Genomic DNA, 18,040 nt, shown 5'->3' on the forward strand with positions numbered 1-18,040 from the left:
GCCTTGCGGGGGAGGGAGGGGCCCATCGCGCCCCTCTCCAAGCTTCGCTAGGCAGCAAGCTGCCAAGCTACGCTATCCTCCCCCGCAAGCGGGAGGATTGAGGCGGGGGGGGGCTTAAAGCACGCGCTCGGCGGCCAGCTTCTTCACTTCGGCGATCGCCTTGGCCGGGCTCAGGCCCTTCGGGCAGGCATTCGCGCAGTTCATGATCGTGTGGCAGCGATACAGGCGGAACGGATCCTCGAGCTGGTCGAGCCGCTCGCCGGTCATCTCGTCGCGCGAATCGGCGAGCCAGCGATAGGCCTGGAGCAGGATCGCCGGGCCGAGGAACTTGTCGCTGTTCCACCAGTAGCTCGGGCACGAGGTCGAGCAGCAGGCGCACAGGATGCACTCGTACAGGCCGTCCAGCTTCTCGCGGTCCTTGGGGCTCTGCAGCCGCTCCTTGCCCGAGGGCGTGGTGGTGACGGTCTGCAGCCACGGCTTGATCGAGGCGTACTGCGCGTAGAAGTGGGTGAAGTCGGGGACCAGGTCCTTGATCACGTCCATGTGCGGCAGCGGGGTGATCTGCACCTCGCCCTTGATATCCTCGATCGCGGTGGTGCAGGCGAGGCCGTTCTTGCCGCCGATGTTCATCGAGCAGGAGCCGCAAATGCCCTCGCGGCACGAGCGGCGGAAGGTCAGCGACGAATCCTGCTCGCCCTTGATCTTGATCAGCGCGTCGAGAACCATCGGACCGCAATCGTCGAGATCGACCTCGAACGTGTCGTAGCGGGGGTTCTCGCCCGAATCGGGATCGTAGCGGTAGATCTTGAACTTCTTGACCCGCGTGGCCTCGGGGCTCGCCTTGTGCTCCTGGCCCTTGGTGATGCGGCTGTTCTTGGGCAGGCGGAATTCGGCCATTCCTGAAACTTCCTCTTTCGCTTCGGCGCGACGCGTCTTTGCCGGGCGAGCTATGCCTTTCGCATCCGCAGCGCAAGTGTCCTTTGGATCGCGGCCGTCAGATCACGTCGAGCACCAGCCCCAGATCGCGGGCCTCTTCGGCCTCGATATACCAGTTATAGGGGGCGCGGCGGCGTAGTTCCTCGAAATCGACGCGCGAACCGGTGACCAGCGCCCGGAAACCCTCTTCCTCGATCGCGATCGAATGCTCGATCTCGGCGAGCTTGGCCTTGAGCACGGCCGGCAGCGCCCGGAGGGGCCCCGACAATTGCAGCGTCGACTGCATCTGCCGCTCGTGCAGCATCAGCCGGGTGCCGCGGGTGAGGAAGCGCTTGTCGACCGGGAAGCCGGACATGAAGGTGGCGCCCGCCGAATAGACCGCGACCTTGCCGAGGAACAGCAGCTCGCGTCCCGTCCCCTCCCGAAGAAGCCGCAGCTCGTCGGCCATCAGCCGCGCGACTTCGGGATCGCCGCCCAGCGTCGACAGCGTGACCACCAGCGGCCCGTCCGCGGGGGCGGCGAGCAGTTGTTCGCGGAAGCGCTGGTACAGTGTGTCGTCGACGGTGCCTTGCAGCCGCACATGCGGGGTGGCGAGCAGCGGGTAGCGCTGGAGCGGGCTCTGGGTATCGGACATGCGCCGCCAACCGGCGAAGGCGGGTTGGGTTCCGCTCTTCCTAAATCCCCCTCCCGCTTGCGGGAGGGGCTAGGGGAGGGTGAGTGAGGCGAGCGGGCGACGGTGGTGCAGAAAGAGCCTCCACGTCGCACCCTCCCCCATCCCCTCCCGCAAGCGGGAGGGGGGATAAGGTTCAAGGCTTCAGCGCGTCCGTCGCCGGCGCGCCTACCGGCGCGGTGGCGGTCTGCGGCATCCGCCGTTCCAGCGGCGCCAGCCACGTCGCCACGGCGTCGCCGATCGTCACCTGCGGCATCGAGGGATCGAGCCGTCCGGCACGCTCCCAGCCGATGATCGTCTTGCGCGCCTCGGCGGCGGCGTCGGCGAGCGGCTGCGCTTTCCGCAGCGCATGGTTGACCAGCGCGTCGCCGAAGAAGGTCCAGTCATTCTCCGCCCGGCAGCCGAACGAGGATCGCGTGGCCGAGGCGGCGGTGAGGATCGCGGTGGTGTCGCTCATCAGCCGCTTGACGAACGCGCCCGAATAGCAGGCGGAGAGCAGCAGCAGTCGGTTGCGAATGCCCAGTCCGTCGAGCAGCGCTGCCAGTCGCGCGGGCGGCACCACGCCGAAGCCCTGGTCGCCGTCATGATAGGCCAGGCCGATATCGGGGGCACCGTGGCTGGTGACGTACAGGACCAGCACGTCCTGGTTGCGGTCCATCACCTCGGCGATTCGGGCGAGGGCGAGCGTCAGCGACGTGACGCTGCCGGCGGGCAGCGCGGGTGCACCGCGCCCATCGGGTCCGGCGAGCACCAGCGTGCGTCCCTCGGCATCATAGCGGCGGGCAAGCACGCGGCCGCTTTCGCGCGCCTCGCGGGCGAACACCGGATCGCTGTCCAGCGCGACGCTGAGCACATAGGCGTCAACGACACCCTTGCGCTCGGGCTGGAGCGCGGCGAGCGCGCCTGCCAGCCGGCGCTGGTCCGCCAGCATCGCTCGCGGATCGCGGCCCCGCTGCAGTTCGGGGCCGCCTTCCAGCCCGTCGATGCCGTCGTCCCCGGAAACCAGGCCGGGCCATTCGGTGCGATGTTCGGGCGGCTGCTGCTGCGCGGAGGCGGGGAAGGCGCCGGACAAGGCCAGCACCACGGCAGACGCACGCAACCAGAACCGCATTCGGGCCGATCCCCCCGGAACAGGTGAGCCGACACTCTTGCCTGCGGGCGCGCGAAGTCAAGCGATGCCCACAGAATCGCATTGGATTCGATCGCGCTGCCCCCTATCGCTGGCGCCATGCTCAAGCGCCTTCTGATCGCCCTCGTCCTCCTCGTCGTCGCCGGCGGTGCCGCCTGGTACTGGCTCAGCCGACCGGACATCGCCACGCTGAACGAGATGGCCGTTACCGGCCGCGCGCCGGAGATCAGCGAGCCGCGCTATCAGACGGTGCCGACGATCGGCGTCGCCAAGGCGGTCGGCTGGCCGGCGGGCGCCGGCCCCAAGGCCGCGGCCGGGCTGAAGGTGCAGAAATTCGCCGACAAGCTCGATCACCCGCGCTGGCTGTACCAGCTGCCCAATGGCGACATCCTGGTGGCGGAGAGCAACTCGCCGCCGCGCGAGGGCGGCGGCATCACCGGCTGGGTGATGGGCATGCTGATGGAAAAGGCGGGCGCGGGCGGCGCTTCGGCCAACCGCATCACCCTGCTGCGCGACAGCGACGGCGACGGTGTGGCCGATATGCGCACGGTGTTCCTGACCGGGCTCCATTCGCCGAGCGGGATGGCGCTGGTGAACGGCTCGCTCTACGTCGCCAACACCGATTCGCTGGTCCGCTATCCCTATCTCGAGGGCCAGACCAAGATCACCGCCGCGCCGCAGAAGATCCTGTCGCTGCCGGGCGGCGGCAACCACTGGGCGCGCAACGTCGTTGCCTCGCTGGACGGCAAGAGCCTGTTCGTCAGCATCGGCTCGGCCTCGAACATCGCCGAGGACGGGCTGGAGGAAGAAGGCCCGATCTACACCGCGGACAGCCCGGGCCAGATGGCGGCGGCGGCGGCCAAGCCGACCAACCGCGCGGTGATCCTTGAGGTCGATCCCGAGCGCAAGACCAGCCGCATTTTCGCCTGGGGCATTCGCAATGCAAACGGTATGGCCTTCGAGCCCAAGACCCAGGCGCTGTGGGCGGTGGTGAACGAGCGCGACATGCTCGGCTCGGACATGCCGCCCGACTATATGAGCCGGGTCGATCTCGGCGCATTCTTCGGCTGGCCCTGGCAATATTGGGGCGGATACGAGGACAAGCGCGTCGAGCCGGGGCGCCCGGATCTGCGCGAATATGTGCGCCGTCCGGACTTCGCGCTGGGCGCCCACACCGCGCCGCTGGGCCTGACCTTTGCCGATGGCGCGCGGCTGGGCGATGCCTATGCCAACGGCGCGTTCATCGGCCTGCACGGCTCGTGGAACCGCCAGCCGCTCTCGGGCTACAAGGTCGTGTTCGTGCCGTTCGGCGACAACGGCTTCCCCAAGAAAGACGCCAGGCCGCAGGACGTGCTCACCGGATTCCTCAATGCCAAGGGCGAGGCGCAGGGGCGGCCGGTGGGCGTGATCACCGGCGCGGGCGGCGCGCTGCTGGTGGCCGACGATGTCGGCAATGCGGTGTGGCGGGTCAGCCCGCGCTGACCGCCAAGGCCCTTAGCCGAGCAGCCGCGGGCCTTCCTTCGCCAGCAGTTCGCGGACCTTGCCGGCGAACAGCGCGAGCATGCCCGGCAGCGCGATCTCGGCATGGACATGGGCTTCCGCCACGTCCAGCCGGCTCGCCACCGTTTGCCCCATGGCGACCACGGTAAAGTGGCAGCTGTCGCCTTCCCAGCGATGCTCGACGGTGGCGCCGCCGGGGATCTTGTCCGCCAGCCGGCCGATCTTGGACTCGATCCGCGCGCGCGCGCCTTCGCGGCCCAGCTGGTGCGGCAGGTCGACGCTGATCGTCTGCGAGATCATTTGGCAAACAGCATGGCGTCGTCGGCGAACGCCTTGAATTCGAGGGCGTTCCCGCTGGGATCGCGGAAGAACATCGTCGCCTGCTCGCCTACCTGGCCCTGGAAGCGGAGATGCGGCGCGATGCCGAACGCGATGCCGGCGGCTTCGAGCCTGGCGGCAAGCGCGCGCCAATCGTCCATCGTCAGCACCACGCCGAAATGCGGCACGGGCACATCGTGGCCGTCGACCGGATTGGTGGTCGACACCGGCTTTGCGGCGGGATCGAGATGGGCGACGATCTGGTGGCCAAACAGATCGAAGTCGATCCACTGTGCGGAGGCGCGGCCTTCGGGGCAGCCGAGCACGCCGCCGTAAAAGGCACGCGCGGCGGCGAGATCATGGACCGGAAAGGCAAGATGGAAAGGGCGTGGCATGGTGCTACGCCTATCGCAATCGGGGCTCGCGAGTAAGCCTGCGCCGTGCCTAAGAGGGATTCGGCGTGCGGCAGTGCAGCGAGAATTTTCTTGCGTCCCCAGCGCCAATATATTCTCAGAGCGGCAGGCGCCGCCGGCCGGGCGCCGCAGGGATCTTGCGATGCAGCGACGTGGAAGCCACCTCAAGTCTCTCACGAGCCTGCGTTTTTTTGCGGGCGCGGCGGTGCTCTTGAAGCATGGCGCGGTGATGCTGGCGCCGGCCCAGATCTGGAGCACGGTGTTCCAGCTCGGCTATGTCGGCGTGTCGTTCTTCTTCGTGCTGTCCGGCTTCGTGCTGGCCTGGTCCTACAACCCCAACCTGGCCGTGCCGCATTTCTATGGCCGCCGCGTCGCCCGCATCTATCCGCTGCATCTCGCCACCGCCGCCGTCGCGGCGGCGCTGCTGGTGTACAGCGGCGATGCTGTTGCCCTGCTGCCGGCAATGGCGAACCTGGTGCTGCTCCAGGCCTGGATTCCCGCTCAACCCTATGGCGAGGCGCTCAATGCGGTGAGCTGGTCGCTTTCCTGCGAAGCCTTTTTCTACGCCATGTTCCCGCTGGTCATCGGGCCGCTGGCGGCGGCGCGGCACCCGGTGCGCATCGGCGTGGCTGTGGTCATCGCGACGATCCTGGCGATGCTGCTCGCGCACGCCACGCTGCCGCCGCTCGTCGCCGGACAAATCGTCTACCAGAATCCGCTGATCCGGTTCGGCGAGTTCGTCATCGGGATCCTGCTCGCCGCCAATGTGCGGCGGCTGCCGCGGGTCAACAGCATCCCGTTGGCGGCGGCGGTGTTCGCGGCCTCGCTGCTGCTGACCTTCGTGGTCTCCTGGTTGCTTTCCAAGACCGCGACGCCGGTTGGCCCCGATTTCGCCGACATGCTGATGCTGCCGGCAACGATCTTGCTGATCGTCGCCGCGGCGAACAGCGATCTCAGCGAGAAGACAAGCTTCCTGCAGTCGCGAAGGATGGTACTGCTCGGCAAGGCATCCTTCGCGCTGTACATGATCCACCAGCTGATGCTGCACTTCGTCGTCCTCACCTTCGGCAGGAGCTATGCCGCCTGGGTGCTGACCTCGCTGGGAGCGATCGGGGTGAGCATCGTGGTGTTCAAATGGTTCGAGGAACCGATAGAATCGTGGCTGCGCGTGCGGATCGGCATGCCGCGCCAGCGCCGGCTCGCTGCCTAGCGACCGTCGGCGGCCAGCTCGCCACGCTGCCAGCGCCGCAGATTGGCTCGCGCCTCCTGCACGAACGCGGAGCGGCGGACGACGCCGAGCAGCGTCTCGGCGATCCAGCGGCCGGGATTGCGCAAGGGACGGCGGAACTGGATCAGCAGGACGATGCGGGTATGGGCGCTGTCGTTCCACACCTCGTGATCATAGGTGTCGTCGAACACCAGGGTCTCGCCCTCGGCCCAGCGGACCACCCGGCTGCCGAGTCGCATCCGCACGTCGCCGTCGCGCGGCACCACCAGCCCCAGATGGCAGGTCACCAGCCCCTTGGTCACGCCGCGATGGGCCGGGATGTGGGTGCCCGGCGCCAGGATCGAGAACATCGCGCTGTTGAGGCCCGGGACCTGCTCGATCAGCCGCGAAGTGTGCGGGCAGCGGGCCAGATTCTCGTCGATCCGGTAGCCATAGCCCCACAGGAACAGGCTGCGCCACTTGCCGAGCGGTGCGATCGCCCGATGGTCCGGCGAGATCGCCGCCAGCGAAGGGGCGCCCGGCTGCGCGTCGATCGCCGCCAGCGCCTCGTCGCGGATCGCCTGCCAATCGGCGCGGAGCGTCGCGGTCCAGCCAAAGGCGCGCATGTCGAGTACCGGGGTGTTGGGCACCAGCGAGGAAGCGGCGATCAGACGATCGAAGGTGCCGCGCAGATGCTTGCCCCACCGCAACAGCAGCGGGCGGGGGCGGGAACACGGATCGGCATCGGCGATCGTGTCCGCCGTCGTCCCGATCGGTACCTCGCTGCTGGCAATGCTCACGCGCAACTTCCCCGAACCTTCGGCGTTGTGCCCGCACTTCGGTGCTGCAACGCAACAATCCCTAGGTCCGGTCTAGGCCGCCACTTGGGTCCAAAACATGGCGCCGCCATGGATTCTTGTGGCGTACATCCGGCAGAAAGGTTGCCGGTGGCATGGCCGCCAACTCCCCTCTAGAAAGGGCTGCATGTTCTCTTTTCTGCGCACGCCGCGCTTCGCCCTGCTTCTCCTCGCGCTCGCTGCCCCCACGCTGTCCGCCCCGGTGCTGGCACAAGGCCGGCCCGAGGGCGTCCAGACCGCCGAGGATCCCTGGCTCTACAAGGGCAGCGACCTCGTCCATGACGACAAGTGGAAGTTCGGCCGGCTGTCGAACGGCGTGCGCTACGCGGTGCGCAAGAACGGCGTGCCGCCGGGGCAGATCTCGATCCGGGTGCGCATCGACGCCGGCTCGCTGATGGAACGCGATTCGGAGCGCGGCTTCGCCCATCTGCTCGAACATCTCAGCTTTCGCGGCTCGACCTATGTGCCCGACGGCGATTCGAAGCGGATCTGGCAGCGCCTCGGCGTGACCTTCGGCTCGGACAGCAACGCCGCGACGACCTTCACCAGCACCACGTACAAGCTCGACCTGCCCAACGCGACGCCCGAGGGGCTGGACGAGAGCTTCAAGATCCTGTCCGGCATGATGGCGGCGCCCGCGATCACCCAGGCGTCGCTCACCGCCGAACGGCCGGTCGTGCTGGCCGAGGGCCGCGAGCAGCCGGCGCCGCAGAAGCGGATGCAGGACGCGCTCTACCAGCTGATCTTCGCCGGCCAGCCGCTCGCCGATCGCGAGCCGATCGGCACGGTCGAGGCGCTCAACGCCGCGACGCCCGCCAGCGTGCAGGCCTTCCATGATCGCTGGTATCGCCCCGAACGCGCGACGGTGATCGCGATCGGCGATGTCGATCCGGCCATCCTCGAGGCGATGATCAACAAGTATTTCTCGAGCTGGCAGGGCAAGGGCGAGGCGCCCAAGACGCCCGATTTCGGCAAGCCCGAGGCCGATCACCCGATCGCCGCCAGCATCGTCGAGCCCGCGCTCCAGCCGGTGGCGCTGATGGCGATCGTGCGGCCCTGGACGGTCTATGCCGACACGGTGATCTTCAACCAGAAGCGCATGATCGACATGGTGGCGATCCGCATCCTCAACCGCCGTCTCGAATCGCGCGCGCGCTCGGGGGCGTCGTTCATCGCGGCGGGCGCGGACCTGGACGACATCGCGCGCTCGGCCAATGTGACGACGCTCACCGTGCTGCCGACCGGCGACGACTGGGAAAGCGCGCTGCGCGACGTGCGCGCCACCGCCGCCGAGCTGATGGCGGCGCCGCCGACCCAGGCCGAGATCGAGCGCGAGCTCGGCGAGATCGATTCGGTGATGCGCAACCGCATCTCCACCGCACCGGTGGAATCGGCGGTTTCACTCGCGGATGACCTGGTGCAGGCGGTCGACATCAACGAGACGGTGACGACGCCCGAGGCCTCCTACGCGATCTTCAAGGGCGCGATCGCGGCGCACATGTTCACGCCGGCCGCCGTCCAGGCCTCGGCCAAGAAGGTGTTCGAAGGGACCGCGACGCGCGCGCTGGTCAACACCCATGCGCCCGATCCCGACGTGGTCCGCAAGGTAACGACCGCGCTTCAGGCCGATGTGAAGGCGGCGGCAATGAAGCGCCGCTCACTCAACGTGAAGTTCAGCCAGCTCCCGCGCATCGGTGCCCCGGGCAAGGTGGTGTCGCGCACGCGGGTCGACCCGGACATCGCGATCGACGAGGTCACCTATGCGAACGGCGTGAAGCTGCTGATGCGCGAGGACCAGTCCGAAACCGGCAAGGTCTGGGTCAATATCCGCTTCGGCCGCGGCCTGCGCGCGCTGCCGGGCGACAAGCGCGTGCCGGCCTGGGCGGGCAAGACCGCGCTGATGGCCAGCGGTATCGGCAAGTTCGGCCAGGAGGAGCTCGACGCGCTGACCGGCAACCGCCAGATCGGCCTCGGCTTCGACATCGAGGAGGACGCCTTCGTCTTCCAGGCGCAGACCAACAAGCAGGACCTGGCCGACCAGCTCCGCCTGTTCGCCACCAAGCTGGCGGCACCCGGCTGGGATCCCAACCCGATCACCCGCGCCAAGGCGGCGACGCTCGCTTCCTATGCGGGCCTCTCGGCGTCGCCCGATGCCGTGCTTGGCCGCGACCTCGACGTGCTGCTCCACGATGGCGATCCCCGCTGGGGCGTGCCGAGCCGCGAGGAAGTGACCGCGCTCACCCCGCAGGCCTTCCGCGCCTTCTGGGAGCCGCTGCTTCAGACCGGCCCGATCGAGGTCGAGATCTTCGGCGACATGAATGCCGATGCGACGGTGCAGGCGGTGGCGGCGAGCTTCGGTGCGCTCAAGCCCCGCACCCCGGGCACCGAAAGCGGCGCGCCGGTGCGCTTCCCCGCGCATGTCGCAACGCCGGTGGTGCGCACCCATACCGGCGCGGTCGACCAGGCCGCGGCCGTGATCGCCTGGCCCACCGGGGGCGGCAGCGCCGGCCTTGCCGAGAGCCGCAAGCTCGAGATCCTCACCGCGGTGTTCCGCGACCGGCTGATCGAGCAGCTGCGCATCCAGGCGGGCGTCAGCTATTCGCCCAACGTGATGAGCGACTGGCCGCTGGGCCTGCCGGCGGGCGGCAAGATCGCCGCGTTCGGCATGGTGCCGCCGGACAAGACCGACTTCTTCTTCAAGCTGGCCCGCGGCATCGCGGCGGACCTGGTGGCGAAGCCGATCGACGCCGACGAGCTCAACCGCGCGCTCCTGCCGCTCAAGCAGCAGCTGCTGCGCATGTCGAGCGGCAACATGTTCTGGATGAACCTGGTGGAAGGCGGCACCCAGGATCCCGCGCGGATCGCCGGCATGCGCACGCTCGCCAGGGACTATGCCGCCACCACGCCGGAGGAGCTGCAGGCGCTGGCCGCCAAGTATCTGCGGCCGGACAAGGACTGGACCCTGGTGGTGGTACCGGAGAAGGCGGCGAAGTAGATCTTCCCCGGCGCCCTTTTCTCCCCTCCCGCTTGCGGGAGGGGCCGGGGGAGGGTGAGTGCTGGACGCGAATGCCACGATGGAGAGGGCTGAAGCGTCGTAGCGACCCTTCGTCGCGCCGCCCGTTACCCTCTCACACCCTCCCCTAACCCCTTCCGCAAGCGGGAGGGGGAAATAAAGTCAGTACAAACCGTCCAGCCGCTGCCCGTACACCCCCTTCAGCACGTGCCGCCGGATCTTCATGCTCGGCGTGAGCTGCTCGTTCTCGATGGTGAAGGCCTCGTCGGCGAGGATGAACTTGCGCACGCGCTCGATCACCGAGAGGTCGCGGTTCACCCGCTCCACCGCTGCGCCGATCGTTGCCTTGAAGTCGGCGTCGCGCGAGAGGTTGCGGAACTTGCAGGGCGTCGCCGTCTTGGCGCAGAATTCCTGCACCCATTCGGGGTCGGGAACGATCACCGCGGTCATATAGGGCCGCTTGTCGCCATAGATCATCGCCTGCAGGATCTCGGGCTGCAGCGTCAGCATGCCCTCGACCTTCTGAGGCGAGACATTGTCGCCCTTGTCGTTGACGATGATGTCCTTCTTGCGATCGGTGATCTGGATGCGGCCCTTGGCGTCGATCACGCCGATGTCACCGGTGTGGAGCCAGCCGTCCTTCAGCACGCGCTCGGTCTCGGCCTCGTTGCGCCAATAGCCGTGCATCACCAGTTCGCCGCGCACCAGAATTTCGCCATCCTCGGCGATCTTCACCTCGACGCCCTCCAGCGGCGGGCCGACCGTATCCATCTTGAGGCCGACCTTGGGGCGGTTGCACGAGATCACCGGGGCAGCCTCGGTCTGGCCATAGCCTTGCAGGAAGGTGAGACCGAGGGATTCGAAGAAGATGCCGACCTCGGGGTTGAGCGGCGCACCGCCCGAGACCAGCGCCTTGATCCGCCCGCCGAAGCGCTTGGCGAGCTTCGGCCGCAGCGTCGCGCCCAGCAGCAGGTTCATCGGCATGTCGGCGATGCCGGACTTGCCCGCCGCCTTGCGGCCACCAATCGCCACCGCCTTTTCGAGCAGATAGGCGGCGACGCTGCCCTGCTTCTCGACCTGCTTGGTGATACGCGTCCGCAGCACCTCGAACAGGCGGGGGACGACGACCATGATGGTGGGCCGCACTTCCTCGATGTTCGAGGCGAGCTTTTCCAGCCCCTCGGCATAATAGATCTGCCCGCCGAGCGCGATCGGGAAGAACTGGCCGCCGGTATGTTCATAGGCATGGGAGAGCGGCAGGAACGACAGGAAAATCTCGTCGTCCCAGCCGAAATCCTCGGCGATGAGGCTGGTGCAGCCCTGGCAATTGTGCAGGATCGCGCCGTGATGCTGCATCACCCCGCGCGGCGATCCGCCGGTGCCGCTGGTGTAGATGATGCAGGCGAGGTCGCCGCGCTGGAACGTCGCCGCCGCGGCCGTGACGGCGGGGTCGGTGGCATGCGCCGCGATCAGGGCGCGAAAGTCGTGGACCTCCAGCGTGCCGAGCTGGCCGAGGCGGACCTCATCGATGCCGATCACGATCCGGCCGGCCGAGGAGCGCAGCATCGCCGGCAGCAGCGTCTTGGCCAGCTTGGTGTTCGACACGATCACCGCGCAGGCGCCCGAATTCTCGAGGATGTGCTGGTGATCGCGCTCGGTGTTGGTGGTGTAGGTCGGCACCGTCACGCAGCCCGCCGCCATGATCGCGAGATCGCTGATGCAGAATTCCGGGCGGTTCTCCGAGACCAGCATCACCCGGTCGCCGGGTCTCAGTCCCAGCGCCTTGAGCGCGGTGGCGAGGCTCGCCACCTGGGCGGCGGCCTCGGCCCAGCTGGTCGGGTGCCAGGTGCCGCCTGCCTTGTGCCACAGGAACGGCGCGTCGCGCTTCGCTGCGGCTCGGGCGAAGAACATCGCCACCAGATTGTCGAAATGTTCGAGCTTGCGCATTCTCTCTCCCCTGCGGGCGCCGCTTTCGTCTCTAGCGGCGTCCCGTGTCATTCCGAGGGGCGATTGGGGGTATCGAGCACCCGCCGGATCACCACCACTGTGCCGTCCTGGCCCATCGCCACGCCTTCGCTGCGCGGATCGGCACCGCCGACCCAGCGACCCCGCACCCGCTCGATGGCGTTCGCCTTGAGCCCGAGCGCGGCGGGGCGCACGTCCTCGCCCAGCGCGCGCAGCGCCGGTACCATCACTTCGAGGTCGGTGCCCTTTTCGGCGATCGCCGTCTTGCCCGGCGCATAAAGCAGGCCGAGGCCGATCGCGTCCTGTGCGGAGAGCTTCCAGTCGATCACGCCGATGATGGCCTTGGCGACCTGGGCGATGATCGTCGATCCGCCGGCCGCGCCCACTGCAAGGCGCACCTTGCCGTCGGGGCCGAACACGATCGTGGGCGCCATCGAGCTGCGCGGCCGCTTGCCGCCCTCGACGCGATTGGCGACCAGATAGCCGTCCTTCGCCGGCACGATGTCGAAATCGGTGAGCTGATTGTTGAGGATGATGCCGTCCATCGTCAGGCCGGAGCCGAACGGCCCCTCCACCGTGGTGGTGACCTGCGCGACATTGCCGGCAGCGTCGCCCGCCGCCAGGTCGGTGGTGCCGGCAACCTCCTGCACCGTCGCGGGAACGCGCTTCGGCGCGCCCGCCGGCATGCCCGCATCGACATTGGCCATGGTCTTGTCGGGGGCGATCAGCGCCGAGCGCCCGGCGAGATAGCCGCGGTCGAGCAGGCCCTTCAGTGGGACCGTCACGAAATCGGGATCACCCAGATAGCGGTCGCGATCGGCATAAGCGAGGCGCGAGCTCTCGGCGAACAGGTGCCAGGCGACCGGCGAGTCCTTGCCGAGCCTGGCCATGTCGAAGCGTTCGAGCTGGCCGAGGATCATCAGCACGGTCGCGCCGCCGGAAGAGGGCGGCCCCATCGAGCAGATCCTGTAGCCGCGATACCGGCCGCACAGCGGCGGCCGCTCCTTCGCGTCATAGGCGGCGAGATCGCCGACGGTCATTTTCGAGGGGTTGCGGGCGGCGCCATTCACCGTCGCGACCAGCTTCGCGGCCTCGGGCCCGACATAGAAGCTGTCCGGGCCGCGCGCGGCGATCCGCTCCAGCAGTGCCGCCTGCTCTGGGTTGCGGACACGCGTGCCCGGCGGCAGCGGCTTGCCGTCGGCGCCGAAGAACCGCGCGCGATAGGCCGGATCGACATGGTCGGTATATTTGGACAGCGAGTTGTAGAGCCGCGGGCTGATCGAGAAGCCGTCGCGGGCGATGCGGATGGCAGGCGCGAACAGCGCCGCCCAGGGCAGCTTGCCGGCCTTGCGGTGCGCCAGCGCCATCGCGCGCAACGCGCCCGGCACGCCGACGCTGCGGCCGCCCGGCACCGCGGCGAAGTGGCTCAGCGGCTTGCCGGCGGCATCGTAGAACCAGCGATCGGTGGCTGCCATCGGCGCGGTCTCGCGGCCGTCCACCGTGGTGGTCTTGCCGGTCTTCGCATCGTACAGCACCAGGAAGCTGCCGCCGCCCAGCCCCGAGCTTTGCGGCTCGACCACGCCCAGCGCCAGCATGGTCGCGATCGCCGCATCGGTGGCGGTGCCGCCCTGCCGCAGCATCGCGACCCCGGCCTCCGTCGCGCGGAGATCGGCCGCGCTTACCATCCCCTGGGCATGGGCCAGCAGCGGAGCAAACAGCAGGAGGAGCAGCGCGACCGTTTTTTTCATGTCGCTAGGGGTAACGCGCTTTGCTCCAGAGGCAAGCCGTCAGGCGAGCGCGCGCGCGATGGATCGTACCAGCGCGGGGCCGTGATAGACGAGCGCCGAATAGACCTGCACCAGCACCGCGCCGGCATCGATGCGGCGCTTCGCCTCGTCCGGGCTGTCGATCCCGCCGGCGGAGATCAGCGGCAGCTGCCCGCCGGCGATCTCGCGTGCCTCGATCAGCTTGGCGCGGGCCAGCGCCTGCAGCGGCTTGCCCGAGAGGCCGCCGGCCTCGCCGGCTTGGGCGGCGGCGAGCGGCGGGCGCGAGATGGTGGTGTTGGAAACGATCAGCGCATCGATGTGATGGTCGATCGCGGCGCGGATGGCGCCTTCGAGCCCGGCGCGGTCCAGGTCGGGCGCGACCTTGAGGAACAGCGGCGTCGTGCCCCGCGCGGCATCGGCGGCGGCGAGCAGTTCGTCGAGCGCCGGCCGCGACTGGAGATCGCGCAGGCCCGGCGTGTTCGGCGAGCTGACATTGATGGTGATGTAGTCGGCATGGGGCGCGGCCCTGGTCACCCCGAGCGCATAATCGGCGACGCGGTCGGTCGAATCCTTGTTCGCGCCGACGTTGATGCCCAGCACGCCGGGCCGCCGCTTCAGCCGAGCGATTCGGGCGAGCGCCGCATCGATGCCGCCATTGTTGAAGCCCATGCGGTTGATCACCGCCTCGTCCTCGACCAGACGAAATAGCCGCGGCCGCGGATTGCCCGGCTGGGGCCGCGGGGTGAGCGTGCCCACCTCGACCGCGCCGAAGCCCAGCGCGAACAGCCCGGCGATCGCCTCGGCATCCTTGTCGAGTCCGGCGGCGAGGCCGATCCGGTTGGGAAAGGTCAGCCCCGCGAGCGTCACCGGCGTCGCGGCTTCGGGGCCGCCGCCGAACGGCGCCCCGGCGCTGCCCCAGAGCGCGAGCGATCGAATCGCGGCACGATGCGCCTGCTCCGGATCGAGTCCGAACACGGCCTTGCGAAGAATCTTGCCCATGCACCCGCTCATGCATCGCATTGCAAACGTCGTCAAAGCTCCGGATGTCGATTCCGTACAATACCGGGGCTCCCGAATCGGGTAGAGCATCCCTGCGACCCGAGGGGTTCCGCTTAACGGGGGGAACCCTTTCCTTAGGGCCCGGCCGGGCAACCGGCCGGGCCTCTTTTCCGTTGCGCTTTGCGCGCGGACATGCTCCAGCTGTGCGACGAACCGAAGCACAGGGGAACAGCTTCGCATGCGTGGCGCCGCAGAGGGCCAGGTGGCAGTCGCGGCGCACGGGCGCGCCGGGGAACGCCGACCTTTCGAGATTCAGTTTCAGCCGTCCACCGGGCGGCTGATCCCGCATGTCGAGAGCTTTTACCTCGCCCATATCGCGGCGCCGAGCATCGAGGGCGTCGAGCGCGTCGATCTCGGCCAATGGCGATTCTGCCTCGACGGCACCGGCCAGGTTACCTTCCCCGATGGCACCAGCGAGGCGACACTGCCCGTCATGGTCAACGGGCCCGGCACGGCGCACTGGACCTACCGGTTGCAGGGGCCGTTTCGCTGCTTCGGTCTGTCGCTGCGCGGCATCGGCTGGCGTGCGCTGATCGGCTTGCCAGCGGACCAGGTTGCCGACCGGCTCGTGGATGGCGCCGAAATTTTCGGGCCGGAGGTGCTCGAGCTCCATCGCGACCTCTGCCAGCTGGAGACGCTGGAAGAGATGGTCGCGGCGGTCGAGCCGCTGCTGATGCGGCGACTGGAGGTCGCCCGGCGGATTCCCCCTGCGCACATCGCCTTCCTTCGCATCGTGCGCGAATGGGCCGCGTCCGGCGACCCGACGATCGATTCGCTGTACGAGGCGATGGCGGCGGAGACCGGCATGGGGCAGCGCCAGGTGCAGCGGCTGTGCAAGGAATATTTCGCCGGGCCGCCCAACCACCTTCGGCGCAAGTTCCGCGCGATCGGGGCGGCGATGCGGATCTATCAAGGCGCCTCGCTGGCCGAGGTGGTGGTCCCGTTCGCCGACCAGTCGCACATGATCAACGAGATCAAGCATTTCACCGGCCAGACGCCGGGGTCACTGCGCGACGGGATCGATCCCGTGCTGGCCGCCACGCTGGAAAACGAGAAGTTCCACTTTCTCCCCGATGTGATCCCCGAGACAGTTGACCTCGGCGGCCGCTAGGCCCACATGCCCAATCGGATCAACTTTGTCCGATTGGGAGTCGATGCGTCTTTCGAGCCTTGCCGATTATGCCGTGGTGATGCTGGCTGCCGCCGCGCGCCAGTGCGGCGCGTCGTGCCGGCTCAACGCGACGCTGCTTGCCAATGAGACCGGGCTGCCGCTGCCGACCGTGCAGAAGCTGGTGAGCAAGCTCTCCGCCGCGGGCCTGATCGAAAGCGCGCGCGGTACCGGCGGCGGCTTCCGCCTTGCCCGCCCGCCGGCGGCGATCAGCCTGGCCGATATCGTCGAGGCAATTGAAGGTCCGATCGCGCTGACCGTCTGCGTCGATTCGGCCCGGCACGATTGCGCCGTGGAAGGCAATTGCCGGGTGAAGCCGCATTGGGGCGTGGTGAGCGATGCGGTGCGTTCGGCGCTGGCGCAGGTCAGCCTTGCCAGCCTTAGCACGCCCCCTGCGCTTGCGACCGTGACGCCGGCGGTGCATGGGCTCGCGCCTTCCACTTCCGACCTTTCTTCTCCTTCTCCGGTGCTCGCCGGGGAAAGCCAGGTATCTGTCTGATGGCCACCAAGAATGCCGAGGCGCTCGCCGCCGCGAACAAGAAGTACGAATGGGGCTTCGCCTCCGACGTCGAACAGGAGTTCGCGCCCAAGGGGCTGAGCGAGGATACCGTCCGCTACATCTCGGCCAAGAAGAACGAGCCCGAATGGATGCTCGACTGGCGCTTAAAAGCGTTTCGCCTGTGGCAGACGCTGGAGGCGCCGGACTGGGCCAAGCTCGACGTGCCGCCGATCGACTATCAGGACGCGTATTATTACGCCGAGCCGAAGCAGAAGAAGACGATCACCAGCCTGGACGAGCTCGATCCGGAAATCCGCCGGACCTATGAGAAGCTGGGTATCCCGATCGAGGAGCAGAAGGTGCTCGCCGGGGTCGAGGGCGCGCGGAAGATCGCGGTGGACGCGGTGTTCGACTCGGTTTCGGTGGCGACGACTTTCCGTGCCGAGCTGAAGGCGGCGGGCGTCATCTTCCTGTCGATCAGCGAGGCGATCCGCGAATATCCCGAGCTCGTCCAGAAGTGGCTGGGCAAGGTGGTGCCGCAGCGCGACAATTATTTCGCGACGCTCAACAGCGCGGTCTTCTCCGACGGCACCTTCGTCTATGTGCCGGAGGGCGTGCGCTGCCCGATGGAGCTTTCCACCTATTTCCGCATCAACGCGGAGAATACCGGCCAGTTCGAGCGCACGCTGATCGTCGCCGACAAGGGCGCGTACGTTTCCTATCTCGAAGGCTGCACCGCGCCGATGCGCGACGAGAACCAGCTGCACGCCGCCGTGGTGGAACTGGTCGCGCTCGATGATGCCGAGATCAAATATTCGACCGTCCAGAACTGGTATCCGGGCGACGAGAACGGCAAGGGCGGCATCTACAATTTCGTCACCAAGCGCGCGCTGTGCCAGGGCCGCAACGCCAAGGTGAGCTGGACCCAGGTGGAGACCGGGTCGGCGATCACCTGGAAGTACCCCAGCTGCGTGCTCGCGGGCGAGAACAGCGTCGGCGAATTCTATTCGGTGGCGGTGACCAACAACCGCCAGCAGGCCGATACCGGCACCAAGATGATCCATCTGGGCAAGGGCAGCCGCTCGACCATCGTCTCGAAGGGCATTTCGGCCGGGCGCAGCGACAACACCTATCGCGGGCTGGTCCGGGTGGCGGCGAGCGCGGAGAATGTCCGCAACTTCACCCAGTGCGATTCGCTGCTGCTCGGCGACCAGTGCGGCGCGCACACCGTGCCGTACATCGAGGTAAAGAACCCGAGCGCGCAGATCGAGCATGAGGCCACCACCAGCAAGATCAGCGACGACCAGCTGTTCTACGCGCTCCAGCGCGGGCTGGACCAGGAAGCCGCGGTGGCGCTGATCGTCAACGGCTTCGCGCGCGAAGTGCTGCAGCAGCTGCCGATGGAGTTCGCGGTCGAGGCGCAGAAGCTGCTCGGCATTTCGCTCGAAGGCTCGGTGGGATGATTGGTTTGGTCATGTCTCTCAGCGATCGCGAAGGCGGTGCAGCCGGTGCTCCCCTCCCGCTTGCGGGAGGGGTCGGG

The 18,040-nt window shown here is 68.0% G+C and carries 15 protein-coding genes; 6 read left to right on the plus strand and 9 right to left on the minus strand.

Annotation, left to right across the window (positions count from 1 at the left end; genetic code table 11):
• Positions 1 to 114: 114 nt before the first annotated feature.
• The 3 genes from SAZ01S_RS21450 to SAZ01S_RS21460 all read right to left on the minus strand — a co-directional run bounded on the left by SAZ01S_RS21450 (position 115) and on the right by SAZ01S_RS21460 (position 2,717).
• On the minus strand, positions 115 to 897 hold the full coding sequence (locus SAZ01S_RS21450) for a succinate dehydrogenase iron-sulfur subunit (protein ID WP_084584378.1): 783 nt from the start codon (positions 895 to 897) through the stop codon (positions 115 to 117).
• Between the two features lie 97 nt (positions 898 to 994).
• Entirely contained in the window at positions 995 to 1,570 is a 576-nt protein-coding gene (locus tag SAZ01S_RS21455; RefSeq protein ID WP_084584380.1) for an ATP-dependent Clp protease proteolytic subunit, read from the minus strand.
• Positions 1,571 to 1,742: 172 nt separating this feature from the next.
• Positions 1,743 to 2,717 (minus strand): C13 family peptidase, encoded by a 975-nt coding sequence (locus tag SAZ01S_RS21460; protein WP_084584382.1) that lies wholly within the window; start codon positions 2,715 to 2,717, stop codon positions 1,743 to 1,745.
• A 117-nt stretch (positions 2,718 to 2,834) separates the two neighbouring features.
• Between SAZ01S_RS21460 and SAZ01S_RS21465 the strand changes: the two genes are divergently transcribed.
• Positions 2,835 to 4,217 carry a PQQ-dependent sugar dehydrogenase gene (locus SAZ01S_RS21465; RefSeq protein ID WP_084584384.1) on the plus strand — a complete coding sequence of 461 codons (1,383 nt, stop codon included), beginning with the start codon at positions 2,835 to 2,837 and terminating at the stop codon, positions 4,215 to 4,217.
• Positions 4,218 to 4,229: 12 nt separating this feature from the next.
• On the opposite strand, the gene SAZ01S_RS21470 is transcribed toward SAZ01S_RS21465, so the two are convergent.
• Positions 4,230 to 4,535: a polyhydroxyalkanoic acid system family protein gene (locus tag SAZ01S_RS21470; protein WP_174596161.1), complete on the minus strand. Its 306-nt coding sequence runs from the start codon at positions 4,533 to 4,535 to the stop codon at positions 4,230 to 4,232.
• The gene (locus SAZ01S_RS21475) at positions 4,532 to 4,948 is read right to left on the minus strand and encodes a VOC family protein (protein ID WP_084584385.1); all 417 of its coding nucleotides are present in this window, start codon (positions 4,946 to 4,948) and stop codon (positions 4,532 to 4,534) included. Before SAZ01S_RS21475 ends, SAZ01S_RS21470 begins: the two co-directional genes overlap by 4 nt.
• Positions 4,949 to 5,108: 160 nt before the next feature.
• Between SAZ01S_RS21475 and SAZ01S_RS21480 the strand changes: the two genes are divergently transcribed.
• A complete protein-coding gene (locus SAZ01S_RS21480) occupies positions 5,109 to 6,176 on the plus strand; it encodes an acyltransferase family protein (protein ID WP_281252174.1) in 1,068 nt (355 codons plus the stop codon).
• Here the strand turns inward: SAZ01S_RS21480 and SAZ01S_RS21485 are convergent.
• Positions 6,173 to 6,973, minus strand: a complete 801-nt coding sequence (locus SAZ01S_RS21485; protein ID WP_084584398.1) for an aspartyl/asparaginyl beta-hydroxylase domain-containing protein — start codon at positions 6,971 to 6,973, stop codon at positions 6,173 to 6,175. The genes SAZ01S_RS21480 and SAZ01S_RS21485 overlap by 4 nt on opposite strands.
• Positions 6,974 to 7,157: 184 nt before the next feature.
• Between SAZ01S_RS21485 and SAZ01S_RS21490 the strand changes: the two genes are divergently transcribed.
• Positions 7,158 to 10,025 (plus strand): M16 family metallopeptidase, encoded by a 2,868-nt coding sequence (locus SAZ01S_RS21490; RefSeq protein ID WP_084584389.1) that lies wholly within the window; start codon positions 7,158 to 7,160, stop codon positions 10,023 to 10,025.
• A 180-nt stretch (positions 10,026 to 10,205) separates the two neighbouring features.
• Here the strand turns inward: SAZ01S_RS21490 and SAZ01S_RS21495 are convergent, their stop codons facing one another.
• Genes SAZ01S_RS21495 through SAZ01S_RS21505 form a run of 3 tightly spaced genes read right to left on the minus strand, consistent with a single transcriptional unit; the run spans position 10,206 to position 14,773 of the window.
• Positions 10,206 to 11,990 carry an AMP-dependent synthetase/ligase gene (locus SAZ01S_RS21495; protein ID WP_084584390.1) on the minus strand — a complete coding sequence of 595 codons (1,785 nt, stop codon included), beginning with the start codon at positions 11,988 to 11,990 and terminating at the stop codon, positions 10,206 to 10,208.
• A 47-nt stretch (positions 11,991 to 12,037) separates the two neighbouring features.
• Positions 12,038 to 13,756, minus strand: a complete 1,719-nt coding sequence (ggt, locus tag SAZ01S_RS21500) for a gamma-glutamyltransferase (protein ID WP_084584392.1) — start codon at positions 13,754 to 13,756, stop codon at positions 12,038 to 12,040.
• A gap of 39 nt (positions 13,757 to 13,795) precedes the next feature.
• A complete protein-coding gene (locus SAZ01S_RS21505; RefSeq protein WP_245825104.1) occupies positions 13,796 to 14,773 on the minus strand; it encodes a quinone-dependent dihydroorotate dehydrogenase in 978 nt (325 codons plus the stop codon).
• A gap of 238 nt (positions 14,774 to 15,011) precedes the next feature.
• Between SAZ01S_RS21505 and SAZ01S_RS21510 the strand changes: the two genes are divergently transcribed.
• From SAZ01S_RS21510 to sufB, 3 genes are read left to right on the plus strand one after another with little or no spacing between them, the layout of a single operon-like run.
• A complete protein-coding gene (locus SAZ01S_RS21510; RefSeq protein ID WP_084584394.1) occupies positions 15,012 to 15,944 on the plus strand; it encodes an AraC family transcriptional regulator in 933 nt (310 codons plus the stop codon).
• Positions 15,945 to 15,987: 43 nt separating this feature from the next.
• A complete protein-coding gene (locus tag SAZ01S_RS21515) occupies positions 15,988 to 16,500 on the plus strand; it encodes an SUF system Fe-S cluster assembly regulator (RefSeq protein WP_084584395.1) in 513 nt (170 codons plus the stop codon).
• Positions 16,500 to 17,963 carry a Fe-S cluster assembly protein SufB gene (gene sufB, locus SAZ01S_RS21520; protein ID WP_084584396.1) on the plus strand — a complete coding sequence of 488 codons (1,464 nt, stop codon included), beginning with the start codon at positions 16,500 to 16,502 and terminating at the stop codon, positions 17,961 to 17,963. Before SAZ01S_RS21515 ends, sufB begins: the two co-directional genes overlap by 1 nt.
• The last annotated feature ends 77 nt before the right edge of the window (positions 17,964 to 18,040 follow it).

The organism is Sphingomonas azotifigens NBRC 15497, assembly GCF_002091475.1.
GTDB classification, from domain to species: domain Bacteria; phylum Pseudomonadota; class Alphaproteobacteria; order Sphingomonadales; family Sphingomonadaceae; genus Sphingomonas; species Sphingomonas azotifigens.

Bases quoted from the DNA above. Each gene is read 5' to 3' on its own strand.
- SAZ01S_RS21450 (WP_084584378.1), bottom strand. From the start codon at position 897: ATGGCCGAATTCCGCCTGCCCAAGAACAGCCGCATCACCAAGGGCCAG.
- SAZ01S_RS21455 (WP_084584380.1), bottom strand. From the start codon at position 1,570: ATGTCCGATACCCAGAGCCCGCTCCAGCGCTACCCGCTGCTCGCCACC.
- SAZ01S_RS21460 (WP_084584382.1), bottom strand. From the start codon at position 2,717: ATGCGGTTCTGGTTGCGTGCGTCTGCCGTGGTGCTGGCCTTGTCCGGC.
- SAZ01S_RS21465 (WP_084584384.1), top strand. From the start codon at position 2,835: ATGCTCAAGCGCCTTCTGATCGCCCTCGTCCTCCTCGTCGTCGCCGGC.
- SAZ01S_RS21470 (WP_174596161.1), bottom strand. From the start codon at position 4,535: ATGATCTCGCAGACGATCAGCGTCGACCTGCCGCACCAGCTGGGCCGC.
- SAZ01S_RS21475 (WP_084584385.1), bottom strand. From the start codon at position 4,948: ATGCCACGCCCTTTCCATCTTGCCTTTCCGGTCCATGATCTCGCCGCC.
- SAZ01S_RS21480 (WP_281252174.1), top strand. From the start codon at position 5,109: ATGCAGCGACGTGGAAGCCACCTCAAGTCTCTCACGAGCCTGCGTTTT.
- SAZ01S_RS21490 (WP_084584389.1), top strand. From the start codon at position 7,158: ATGTTCTCTTTTCTGCGCACGCCGCGCTTCGCCCTGCTTCTCCTCGCG.
- SAZ01S_RS21495 (WP_084584390.1), bottom strand. From the start codon at position 11,990: ATGCGCAAGCTCGAACATTTCGACAATCTGGTGGCGATGTTCTTCGCC.
- ggt (WP_084584392.1), bottom strand. From the start codon at position 13,756: ATGAAAAAAACGGTCGCGCTGCTCCTCCTGCTGTTTGCTCCGCTGCTG.
- SAZ01S_RS21505 (WP_245825104.1), bottom strand. From the start codon at position 14,773: ATGGGCAAGATTCTTCGCAAGGCCGTGTTCGGACTCGATCCGGAGCAG.
- SAZ01S_RS21510 (WP_084584394.1), top strand. From the start codon at position 15,012: ATGCGTGGCGCCGCAGAGGGCCAGGTGGCAGTCGCGGCGCACGGGCGC.
- SAZ01S_RS21515 (WP_084584395.1), top strand. From the start codon at position 15,988: ATGCGTCTTTCGAGCCTTGCCGATTATGCCGTGGTGATGCTGGCTGCC.
- sufB (WP_084584396.1), top strand. From the start codon at position 16,500: ATGGCCACCAAGAATGCCGAGGCGCTCGCCGCCGCGAACAAGAAGTAC.